This window comes from Streptomyces sp. NPDC041970, from assembly GCF_055588985.1.
Genome location: NZ_JBVJCD010000097.1, coordinates 1 through 11,036 on the forward strand (window position 1 = coordinate 1; position 11,036 = coordinate 11,036).

The following is an 11,036-nucleotide window of genomic DNA, read 5'->3' on the forward strand; positions in this document are numbered from 1 at the left end:
TACTCGGGGGGGGTGCGTGATCCGGGGGAAGGAACCCCCCCCCGCCGTGGAACTACGGGACCGCGACCCCCCCCACTGGCGACGCGAAAGTGCGCGGCCCCCCCCCCCCCCCCCGCCGCCGCCCGTGTCCCGAGGAGTCCGGGGCACGGGCGGCGGCGGGCGGTGCGGGGTGTCAGCCGAGCTTGGAGACGTCGCGGACCGCGCCCCGGTCGGCGCTCGTCGCCATCGCCGCGTAGGCGCGCAGGGCGGCGGAGACCTTGCGCTCGCGGGCCGCGGGGGCGTACACGCCGTTCAACGCCTCGCGGCGGGCGGCCAGTTCGGCGTCGTCGACCAGCAGCTCGATGGAGCGGTTCGGGATGTCGATGCGGATCCGGTCGCCGTCCTCGACGAGGGCGATCGTGCCGCCGGAGGCCGCCTCGGGCGACGCGTGGCCGATCGAGAGGCCCGAGGTGCCCCCGGAGAAGCGGCCGTCGGTGACCAGGGCGCACGCCTTGCCCAGGCCCCGGCCCTTGAGGAAGGACGTGGGGTAGAGCATCTCCTGCATACCGGGGCCGCCGCGCGGGCCCTCGTAGCGGATGACGACGACGTCGCCCTCCTTGATCTCCTTGCGGAGGATCTTGTCGACGGCCTCCTCCTGCGACTCGCAGACGACGGCCGGGCCCTCGAAGGTCCAGATCGACTCGTCGACGCCGGCCGTCTTCACGACGCAGCCGTCCACGGCCAGGTTGCCCTTGAGGACGGCGAGGCCGCCGTCCTCGGAGTAGGCGTGCTCGACGTCGCGGATGCAGCCGCCCGCCGTGTCCAGGTCGAGGGTGTCCCACCGCTCGGACTGGGAGAACGCGGTCGCGGAGCGGACGCAGCCGGGGGCCGCGTGCCACAGCTCGACGGCCTCGGGGGAGGGGGAGCCGCCGCGCACGTCCCAGTTCTTCAGCCACTCGGCGAGGGTGGCGGAGTGCACCGAGTGGACGTCCTCGTCGAGCAGGCCGCCGCGGTGCAGTTCGCCGAGGATGGCGGGGACGCCGCCGGCGCGGTGCACGTCCTCCATGTAGTACGTGCCGCCGGGGGCGACGTTCGGGGCGACCTTGGACAGGCACGGGACGCGGCGCGAGACCTCGTTGATGTCGTCCAGGTCGTAGTCCAGCTCGGCCTCCTGGGCGGCGGCGAGCAGGTGCAGGATCGTGTTGGTGGAGCCGCCCATGGCGATGTCCAGCGCCATCGCGTTGTCGAACGCGGCGCGGGTGCCGATGGCGCGGGGCAGGACCGTCGCGTCGTCCTGCTCGTAGTAGCGCCGGGTGATCTCGACGACCGTGCGGCCGGCCTCCTCGTACAGCGCCTTGCGGGCGGTGTGGGTGGCGAGCACGGAGCCGTTGCCGGGGAGGGAGAGGCCGAGGGCCTCGGTCAGGCAGTTCATCGAGTTGGCGGTGAACATGCCGGAACAACTGCCGCAGGTGGGGCAGGCGTTCTCCTCGATACGGAGCATGTCCTCGTCGGAGACGTTCTCGTCGACGGCGTCGCTGATCGCGTTGATCAGATCGAGCTTGCGCACGGTGCCGTCGACCAGGGTCGTCTTGCCGGCCTCCATCGGGCCGCCGGAGACGAAGACGGTGGGGATGTTGAGGCGCATGGCGGCCATCAACATGCCGGGGGTGATCTTGTCGCAGTTGGAGATGCAGATCAGCGCGTCGGCGCAGTGGGCCTCGACCATGTACTCGACGGAGTCGGCGATCAGGTCGCGGGAGGGCAGGCTGTAGAGCATCCCGCCGTGGCCCATCGCGATGCCGTCGTCCACGGCGATGGTGTTGAACTCGCGCGGGACCGCGCCCGCCGCCAGGATCGCCTCGGAGACGATCCGGCCGACCGGGGCGAGGTGGGTGTGGCCGGGGACGAACTCGGTGAACGAGTTGGCGACGGCGACGATCGGCTTGCCGATGTCCGCGCTCGCTACGCCCGACGCGCGCATAAGGGCGCGCGCGCCCGCCATGTTGCGTCCGTGGGTGACCGTGCGGGACCTCAGCTCGGGCATCGTCGCTCGCTCCTTCGGCAGAGAAGACTGCCTTCCGATTTCCGACAGGTACAAGAACAGGTACAAGAGAAGACTGCCCCTGCAGCGTACGCCCCGCATCCAAGATCCGGACACGATGTCCGGGATGCGGGACACCGCACCCGGTGCCGTACGGGCCGTCGGCTCAGGCCTCGCCCAAGTATCGCTGGAGGGTCGGGGCGACCATCGCGACGATGTCCTCCGGGTCCGCCGAGGCCAGCGGCTCGGCGCGGACCACGAACCGCAGCATGGCGATGCCGAGCATGTGCGAGGCGGCCAGCTCGGCGCGGAAGGTGGCGTCCGGGACGTCCAGCTCCGCCGCGATCCGCTCCAGCAGCCGGCGCAGGACGAAGTCGCGCAGCACGTTCGCCGCTGCCTCGTGGGTGACCGCGGAGCGCAGGATCGCCAGCAGGGGCGAGCGGCTGGCCGGGTCCTCCCACACGGAGAGGAAGAAGCGCGCGAGCCGCTCCCCCAGGCCCTCCGGCGGACCGTCGAGCACCGCGGGGACCACCAGGGCGGGCTCGAAGGTCAGCTCCACGGCGGCGGCGAAGACCTCGTCCTTCGTGCCGAAGTAGTGGTGGACGAGGGCCGCGTCGACCCCGGCGGCCTTGGCGATGCCCCGGATGGACGTCTTGTCGTACCCGCGCTCGGCGAACTCCGTACGGGCCGCCTCCAGGATGCGCGTACGGGCGTCGGGCCCCTGCCCCGCGGACCCGCGGGACGGGCGGCCCCGGCGCCGGGGGGCGGCGGCCTCCCCGCTCGCGGCCTCCTCGCTCACGGGTGCTCCGGCGTCGGGCGCGGCCGGTCCGGCGTCACGGGCGGCGCGGCCCGGCGGCCGGGTCGGGGGCGGCGGTGGCGAGGTGGAGGCGGGTGAAGGCGAGGGCCTCGGCGAGGTCGGCCTCGCGTTCGGCGGAGGACATCGCGCGGCGCGTGTTGACCTCGATGACGACATGGCCGTCGAACCCCGTACGGGCCAGCCGCTCCAGCAGCTCCGCGCACGGCTGGTCCCCCCGGCCGGGCACCAGGTGCTCGTCCTTGGCCGAGCCCTTGCCGTCGGCCAGGTGGACGTGGGCGAGGCGGTCGCCCATGCGGTCCACCATGGCGAGCCCGTCGGCGCGGGCGGTCGCGGTGTGCGAGAGGTCGACCGTGAAGTGCCGGTAGTCGTCGTTGGCGACGTCCCAGTCGGGGGCGTACGCGAGCATCTCGCGGTCGCGGTAGCGCCAGGGGTACATGTTCTCGACGGCGAACCGGACGTCGGTCTCGTCGGCCATCCGCCAGATTCCGTTGACGAAGTCGCGGGCGTAGTTGCGCTGCCACCGGAACGGCGGGTGCACCACGACGGTGGACGCGCCGAGCCGCTCGGCGGCGCTCCTGGCCCGCTGGAGCTTGGTCCACGGGTCGGTGGACCAGACCCGCTGGGTGATCAGGAGGCAGGGGGCGTGGACCGCGAGGATCGGCACCCGGTGGTAGTCGGAGAGCCGGCGCAGGGCCTCGACGTCCTGGCTGACGGGGTCGGTCCAGACCATGACCTCGACGCCGTCGTACCCCAGGCGCGCGGCGATCTCGAAGGCCGTCGCCGTGGACTCGGGGTAGACCGAGGCCGTCGACAGGGCGACCTTCGCATCGGGGATGCGCACCACTGGTTCTGCCACTGGGCCAGCGTACGGGCAGTGGTGCGTCGCGCCGAGGGCCCGCGGCGGAAAGTGACCAGGGCCATGCCCCCGGAGGGGCGCTCCCCCGCACCACCTGGGCCGCACGGCCCGTGGCACATGCCGCGTGCGCCTGCGGGGCGCGGGCCGGGTCGCCGGGGTCAGCCGGGCAGGGCCGCCCGCTGCGCGGGGAGGTGGTCGAGGCGGCGCAGGATGACGCCCTCGCGCAGGGCCCAGGGGCAGATCTCCAGCTCGTCGACGCCGAACAGGTCCATCGCGCCCTCGGCCACCAGCGCCCCGGCGAGCACCTGGGCGGCCCGGCCCTCGGAGACTCCGGGGAGCCGGCCGCGCTCCTCGACGGTCATCGCCGACAGCTTGGGCACCCACTCCTCCAGGGCCTTGCGGCTCAGGGTGCGCTGGACGTACAGGCCCTCGGCGGAACGCGCGGCGCCGGCGATCCTGGCGAGCTGGCGGAACGTCTTGGAGGTGGCGACGACACGGTCCGGGCGGCCCGCGCGGGCGAACTCGCCCACGGACCGCGCGATGCCGGCCCGTACGTGCCTGCGCAACGCCCTGACCTGCTCGGGCCCGGCCGGGTCGTCCGGCAGCCAGGCCCCGGTGAGGCGGCCCGCGCCCAGCGGCAGCGACACGGCGGCGTCCGGCTCCTCGTCGATGCCGAAGGCGATCTCCAGGGAGCCGCCGCCGATGTCCAGGACCAGCAGCTTCCCCGCCGACCAGCCGAACCAGCGGCGGGCCGCCAGGAAGGTCAGCCGGGCCTCCTCCTCACCGCTGAGGACGGCGAGGTCGACGCCGGTCTCGACCCGTACGCGCTCCAGCACCAGGTCGGCGTTGGACGCCTCCCGCACGGCGGAGGTGGCGAAGGCGAGCACGTCCTCGCACCCCTTGTCCTCGGCCGCCTGGACCGCGTCGGCGACCGTCGCCACCAGCCGGTCCACGCCGAGCCGGCCTATCGCACCCTCCGCGTCGAGGAGTTCGGCCAGCCTGAGCTCCGCCTTGTGCGAGTGCGCGGGCAGCGGGCAGGCGCCGGGGTGGGCGTCCACCACGAGCAGATGAACCGTGTTCGACCCCACGTCGAGGACTCCGAGTCTCATACCCGGAACGCTACTGCGCCCGGCCGTCTTACTCTGGGCCCGTGCCAAAGACGAAAAAGGCGAAGCCGGGCAAAGCCACGAAGAACCAGAAGAAGAACCGGGAGACGGAGCCGACGGAACAGCGGCCGGGAGCGAGCGGACCGGACCCGTCCGACGAGAAGGGCCTCGATTTCGCGCGGGCGTGGGTGGAGTTCCCCGACCCCGCCGACGACGAGCAGGTCTTCCGCTGCGACCTGACCTGGCTGACCTCCCGGTGGACCTGCGTCTTCGGCAGCGGCTGCCAGGGCATCCAGGCGGGCCGCGCGGACGACGGGTGCTGCACGCTGGGCGCGCACTTCTCCGACGAGGACGACGAGAAGCGGGTGGCGGAGAACGTGGCCCGCCTCACCCCGGACCTGTGGCAGTTCCACGACGTGGGCACGGAGACGGGCTGGGTCGGCGTCGACGAGGACGGCGAACGCCAGACGCGCCGCTGGGAGGGCTCCTGCATCTTCCAGAACCGGCCGGGATTCCCCGCCGGTGCGGGCTGCTCGCTGCACATCCTGGCGCTGCGGGAGGGCCGGGAGCCCCTGGAGACCAAGCCGGACGTGTGCTGGCAGTTGCCGGTCCGGCGGACGTACGACTGGATCGACCGGCCCGACGACACGCGGGTGCTCCAGGTGACGATCGGGGAGTACGACCGCCGGGGCTGGGGGCCGGGCGGGCACGACCTGCACTGGTGGTGCACCTCGGCGACCTCGGCGCACGGCGCGGGGGAACCGGTGTACGTCTCCTACCGGCCGGAGCTGACCGAGCTGATGGGCGAGGAGGGCTACGGCCGGCTGGTGGAGCTGTGCGAGGAGCGGCTGTCCGCGCTGCTGCCGATGGCCCCGCACCCGGCGGACCCGCCGCCGCTCGCGCCGGGCGGCCTGCCGGGTCGAGCCGGGGGCCGGTGACCGGGCGGGCAGGGCGGGGCCGGGCGAGCTGACGGGGCGGGGCCGTCGGCGGGTTGCGCTCAGGGGGCGGTGCTCTGGGGGTGGTCACGAGGCGGACTCGTCAAGGCGGCTGCGCTCACGGGGCCGTTCGAGACGGGGGCGTCGGGGCGGGCTGCGCTGAGGGGGCGGTTACGAGGCGGGGCCGTCGGCGGGCTGCCCTGACGGGGCGGCGGCGGGTCGTCAAGGCTGTGCGCTGACGGGGCGAGCACCAAGCGGACTCGTCAAGGCGGCTGCGCTCGCTCAAGGAGCGGTCACGAGGCGCACCACTCCAGAGCGGTTCCGGGCTGCTCAGCCGGTCGGGGCCGGCTCTGAGCCGGGGGTCGATCCGGTCCTGGCCGCGTGGCCGTCCGGACGAGGCGTCCTGACGGCCGGCGCCCCTCAGCCGTGCGGACGAGGCGTTCCGGCGGCCGGCGCCCCTCAGCCGGCCGGGGCCGGGGCGGAAGGGGCCGGGGCGTCGGTCGGGGCCGGGGCGGTGGGGGGCGGGTCGGTCGGGTCCGGTGGGTCGGGCGTCGGTTCGGTGGGCGTGGGCTCGGGGGGATCGGTCGGGCGGGGGGAGCCGGTCGGATCCGGGCCGGGGCGGGGGGAGCCCGGACCCGGAACGGTCGGCTCCGGGACGGTGGGGCGGGGGGGCGCGGGGCTCGGGCGCGCGGGGCCGGGCGACCCCGGTCCGGGGCGGGAGGGGCGCGGGCCGCCCGCCGTCGGGGTCCTCGTCCCGTACCCCTCGATGGTCACCGCCGACCCGGTGGGCCGGAAGGAGATCCGGGCGCGCCAGGGGCCCTTCGGCTGTGCCGCGTGGACCACCGCGACCGTGATCGTGGTGGACCGGCCGGCCGCGAGCGTGCCCGACGTGCGGCTGAGCCAGAGCCAGGCCACGTCCGGCGCCGCCGACCAGGCGAGCGGGCCGGGTCCGGAGGCGGTCAGCGTGATCGTGGTGACGGCTCCGGAGGTCCGGGCGGCCACCGCCAGCCCGCCGCGGCGGCCTCCCCCGGTGCTGACGACCTCCACCGTGACGTCCGGGGCGCGGACGCCGCGCCGGTCGCCGGGGCGGGCGTCGCCCGCGCTCTCGTACGGGGTGCGGGGGGCGCCGCTCGTCCCGCCCGCGCCGTCGACCTCGGTGGCGGCGACCGACCCGCCCTCGTGGCCCTCGCCGGTCTGCGGCGCTCCCCGGTAGGCGGCCCACAGGGCGATCACGGGGGCGGCGACCACCGTGGCGACCACCGTGGTCGTCACGACCCGCGCGCGCAGCCGGTCCCGGCGGGCGGCGTGGTCCCTCGGGTGCAGCGGATAGCCGGCGCGGTCGAAGCGCGGTCCGCCCGCCCGCGTCCGCTGGGCCTGGACCATCGCCACGTACACGGAGGGCCGGGGGGCCTCGACCATCGGCAGGGAGCAGGCCGGGGCGAGGGCCGCGCCGGGCCAGGGGCCCGCCGCGTCGGTCCGCTCGGCGGCCCGGCGGCACCGGGGGCAGTCGTCGACGTGCCGGACGACCTCGCGGCAGAGCGCGGCGGACAGCGGCGTCCGGCGGTCGCCGGTGAGCCGGGCGACGGCCGGGCAGCAGCCGGCGTCGACGACGGCGAGGGCCGCGCGGGCGCGCTCCACCTCGCAGGCGGCCGCGGCCAGCAGCTCACGGGCGGCGACCGGCTCCAGGCCGAGCACGGCGGCGACGGCGCGCGGCGGGAGCCGGTGGCGTACGGCCAGTTCGAGGGCTTCGCGCTGCTCCGGGGTGGCGCCCGCGGCCTCGGGCCAGGCGAGCCGGGCCAGCTCCCGGCGGCGCGCCTCGGCGGCCGGGGACTCGGCGGGGACGGGGGTGGCGGCCTCCTCGGGGGAGGCGGGGAGCCGGGGCGCGGGCAGGGGCGGGGCCACCGGGCACGCGACGGCGGCGGTGCGGCCGGGCTCCGGCGTGCGCACGGGCGCGCGCCCCTCCGCCGGCAGCCGGAGCAGGGACGGCTCGGCGGCCTTGGCGGCGCGGGGCGGCGCGGGCGTTCCGGGCGGCAGGCGGTGCGCCCGGCGGCCGCGCCCGCGCTCGGCCAGGGTGCGCAGACAGGTCCAGCGGGCCAGGGCGTACAACCAGGGTTGACGTTCCTCCTCCGCCGCGGGGCGCCGCGAGCCGTGCCGGTCCGCGATCGCCAGGACCGCGCCGAGCGCGTCGGTGGCCGCGTCGTGGTCGCAGAGCACGGTGAGGCAGTAGGTGAACAGTCCGTCGAGATACGGCTCGTAACGTGCGGGCGGCCGCTGCGCCGAGGTGTGGGGGGCCCGGCGGTGCGCCCGGTGTGCGCCGGTGGTGTGCGTGGGGGTCTCCAGCCTGCTGCTCGTCACCCGACGACCGTAGACAGAGGACCACATGCCCTTAATGCCCCTTGCGCACAATTAATCCTTACGGGTGAGCGTATCCCCCGAAAGAGGATATGGATCACGGAAACGGCCCGAAATGCTTCGGTGCGCCCCTCCGCGCGGGCGGACGGGCCCGCTCCCCGCGCCCTCCCGCGCGGCGGGGCGGGCGGACGGGCGCGGGAGGCGCTGTCGTACCCCGCCTATACGGTGGCGCCATGGCTGCCCGTACGAAATCCGCGAAGGACCGACCGTCCTACCGCTGCACCGAGTGCGGCTGGACGACCGCCAAGTGGCTCGGCCGCTGCCCCGAGTGCCAGGCGTGGGGGACGGTCGAGGAGTTCGGCGGCGCGCCCGCCGTGCGCACCACCGCGGCGGGCCGGGTCTCCACGGCGGCCCTCCCGATCGGCCAGGTCGATGGCCGGACGGCCACCGCCCGTTCGACGGGCGTGGGCGAGCTGGACCGGGTGCTGGGCGGCGGGCTGGTGCCGGGCGCGGTCGTCCTGCTGGCGGGCGAGCCGGGCGTCGGCAAGTCGACGCTGCTGCTGGACGTGGCGGCCAAGGCGGCGAGCGACGACCACCGCACGCTGTACGTGACGGCCGAGGAGTCCGCGAGCCAGGTGCGGTTGCGGGCCGACCGGATCGGCGCGATCAACGACCACCTCTACCTCGCGGCGGAGACGGACCTGTCCGCGGTGCTCGGGCACCTGGACGCGGTGAAGCCGTCCCTGCTCGTCCTGGACTCGGTGCAGACGGTCGCCTCGCCCGAGATCGACGGGGCCCCCGGCGGCATGGCCCAGGTCCGGGAGGTCGCCGGGGCGCTGATCCGGGCGTCCAAGGAGCGCGGGATGGCCACACTGCTGGTCGGCCACGTGACGAAGGACGGCGCGATCGCCGGGCCCCGGCTGCTGGAGCACCTGGTCGACGTGGTGCTGTCCTTCGAGGGCGACCGCCACGCCCGGCTGCGGCTGGTGCGCGGCGTCAAGAACCGCTACGGGGCGACCGACGAGGTCGGCTGCTTCGAGCTGCACGACGAGGGCATCACCGGGCTCGCGGACCCCTCCGGCCTCTTCCTGACCCGGCGCGACGTGGCGGTCCCCGGCACCTGTCTCACGGTGACGCTGGAGGGCAAGCGCCCGCTGGTCGCCGAGGTGCAGGCGCTCACGGTCGACTCCCAGATCCCCTCGCCCCGGCGCACGACCTCCGGTCTGGAGACCTCGCGGGTGTCGATGATGCTCGCCGTGCTGGAGCAGCGCGGCCGGATCAGCGCGCTCGGCAAACGGGACATCTACAGCGCGACGGTGGGGGGCGTTAAGCTGACCGAGCCCGCCGCGGACCTGGCGATCGCGCTCGCGCTGGCCAGCGCCGCGAGCGACACCCCGCTCCCGAAGAACCTGGTCGCGATCGGCGAGGTGGGGCTCGCGGGCGAGGTCAGGCGGGTCACCGGGGTGCAGCGGAGGCTGGCCGAGGCCCACCGCCTGGGGTTCACCCACGCCCTGGTCCCGACCGATCCGGGGCGGGTCCCGGCCGGTATGAAGGTCACGGAAGTCGCCGACATGGGCGATGCCCTGCGGGTCCTCCCGCGCCGCTCCCGCCAGGAGGCACCACAGGAGGACGGCGCGCGCCGGTAGACTTTGCCCTGGTCTCGCCCGCCCGTGGACACGGCATGGGGGACGTAAGGGCATCGCAAACCTGTGACCGGAGGAGTGCAGTGGCAGCCAACGACCGGGCGACGACGCCCGGAAAGTCCGGCCAAGGCACCGGCAACGAGGCGCTGATGCGCGCCTCGTTGAGCGCGGTCGCGCCCGGAATGGCCCTGCGGGACGGCCTGGAGCGCATTCTCCGCGGCAATACCGGCGGGCTGATCGTCCTGGGCATGGACAAGACCGTCGAGTCGATGTGCACCGGCGGGTTCGTGCTGGACGTGGAGTTCACGGCGACCCGCCTGCGCGAGCTGTGCAAGCTCGACGGCGCGCTCATCCTCGACAAGGACATGAGCAAGATCCTGCGGGCCGGCGTCCAACTGGTTCCGGACGCCTCGATCCCCACCGAGGAGACGGGCACCCGGCACCGCACGGCGGACCGGGTCTCCAAGGCGTGCGGCTTCCCCGTCGTCTCGGTCTCCCAGTCGATGCGGCTGATCGCGCTGTACGTGGACGGGGAGCGGCGGGTCCTGGAGGAGTCCTCCGCGATCCTGTCCCGCGCCAACCAGGCGCTCGCGACGCTGGAGCGGTACAAGCTGCGCCTCGACGAGGTGGCGGGCACGCTGTCCGCGCTGGAGATCGAGGACCTGGTCACCGTCCGGGACGTGACGGCGGTGGCCCAGCGGTTGGAGATGGTGCGGCGGATCGCGACGGAGATCGCGGAGTACGTGGTCGAGCTGGGCACCGACGGACGGCTGCTCTCCCTCCAACTGGACGAGCTGATCGCCGGTGTGGAGCCGGAGCGCGAGCTGGTCGTCCGGGACTACGTCCCCGAGCCGACGGCGAAGCGGTCGCGCACGGTGGCCGAGGCGCTGACCGAGCTGGACGCGCTGAGCCACACGGAGCTGCTGGAGCTGCCGGTGGTGGCGCGGGCGCTGGGGTACAGCGGCTCGCCGGAGACGCTGGACTCGGCGGTCTCCCCGCGCGGGTTCCGGCTGCTGGCGAAGGTGCCGCGGCTGCCGGGGGCGATCATCGAGCGGCTGGTGGAGCACTTCGGCGGCCTGCAGAAGCTGCTGGCGGCCAGCGTGGACGACCTCCAGACCGTGGACGGCGTCGGCGAGGCGCGGGCGCGCAGCGTGCGGGAGGGGCTCTCGCGGCTGGCGGAGTCGTCGATCCTGGAGCGGTACGTCTGACGCGGGTCGGGGGGGGGGGGGGGGGGGGGGGGGGGGGGGGGGGGGGGGGGGGGGGGGGGGGGGGGGGGGGGGGGGGGGGGGGGGGGGGGGGGGGGGGGG

The 11,036-nt window shown here is 75.1% G+C and carries 8 protein-coding genes; 3 read left to right on the plus strand and 5 right to left on the minus strand.

What is annotated here, in order from left to right; all coding sequences use genetic code 11:
- Positions 1-172: 172 nt before the first annotated feature.
- From ilvD to ACZ6EJ_RS27170, 4 genes are all read right to left on the minus strand, one after another.
- Positions 173-2,023, minus strand: a complete 1,851-nt coding sequence (gene ilvD, locus ACZ6EJ_RS27155) for a dihydroxy-acid dehydratase (RefSeq protein WP_469270776.1) — start codon at positions 2,021-2,023, stop codon at positions 173-175.
- A 163-nt stretch (positions 2,024-2,186) separates the two neighbouring features.
- Positions 2,187-2,819, minus strand: a complete 633-nt coding sequence (locus ACZ6EJ_RS27160; protein ID WP_469270778.1) for a TetR/AcrR family transcriptional regulator — start codon at positions 2,817-2,819, stop codon at positions 2,187-2,189.
- Between the two features lie 34 nt (positions 2,820-2,853).
- A complete protein-coding gene (locus ACZ6EJ_RS27165; protein WP_469270786.1) occupies positions 2,854-3,681 on the minus strand; it encodes a sugar phosphate isomerase/epimerase family protein in 828 nt (275 codons plus the stop codon).
- A 170-nt stretch (positions 3,682-3,851) separates the two neighbouring features.
- Complete coding sequence (locus tag ACZ6EJ_RS27170) at positions 3,852-4,802, minus strand: Ppx/GppA family phosphatase (protein WP_469270779.1); 951 nt, start codon at positions 4,800-4,802, stop codon at positions 3,852-3,854.
- A 41-nt stretch (positions 4,803-4,843) separates the two neighbouring features.
- Here ACZ6EJ_RS27170 and ACZ6EJ_RS27175 point away from each other — a divergent pair, with 41 nt between their 5' ends.
- Positions 4,844-5,737, plus strand: a complete 894-nt coding sequence (locus ACZ6EJ_RS27175) for a DUF3109 family protein (RefSeq protein WP_469270781.1) — start codon at positions 4,844-4,846, stop codon at positions 5,735-5,737.
- Between the two features lie 456 nt (positions 5,738-6,193).
- On the opposite strand, the gene ACZ6EJ_RS27180 is transcribed toward ACZ6EJ_RS27175, so the two are convergent.
- Positions 6,194-8,089, minus strand: coding sequence for a hypothetical protein (locus ACZ6EJ_RS27180; protein ID WP_469270783.1), 1,896 nt, complete (start codon positions 8,087-8,089; stop codon positions 6,194-6,196).
- A 230-nt stretch (positions 8,090-8,319) separates the two neighbouring features.
- Here ACZ6EJ_RS27180 and radA point away from each other — a divergent pair, with 230 nt between their 5' ends.
- Positions 8,320-9,732 carry a DNA repair protein RadA gene (gene radA, locus ACZ6EJ_RS27185; RefSeq protein ID WP_469270784.1) on the plus strand — a complete coding sequence of 471 codons (1,413 nt, stop codon included), beginning with the start codon at positions 8,320-8,322 and terminating at the stop codon, positions 9,730-9,732.
- Between the two features lie 80 nt (positions 9,733-9,812).
- Positions 9,813-10,937 carry a DNA integrity scanning diadenylate cyclase DisA gene (gene disA / locus ACZ6EJ_RS27190; RefSeq protein WP_469270785.1) on the plus strand — a complete coding sequence of 375 codons (1,125 nt, stop codon included), beginning with the start codon at positions 9,813-9,815 and terminating at the stop codon, positions 10,935-10,937.
- Positions 10,938-11,036 lie beyond the last annotated feature (99 nt).

Coding starts and splice junctions, on each gene's coding strand:
- ACZ6EJ_RS27170 (WP_469270779.1), bottom strand. CDS start 4,802: ATGAGACTCGGAGTCCTCGACGTGGGGTCGAACACGGTTCATCTGCTC.
- ilvD (WP_469270776.1), bottom strand. CDS start 2,023: ATGCCCGAGCTGAGGTCCCGCACGGTCACCCACGGACGCAACATGGCG.
- radA (WP_469270784.1), top strand. CDS start 8,320: ATGGCTGCCCGTACGAAATCCGCGAAGGACCGACCGTCCTACCGCTGC.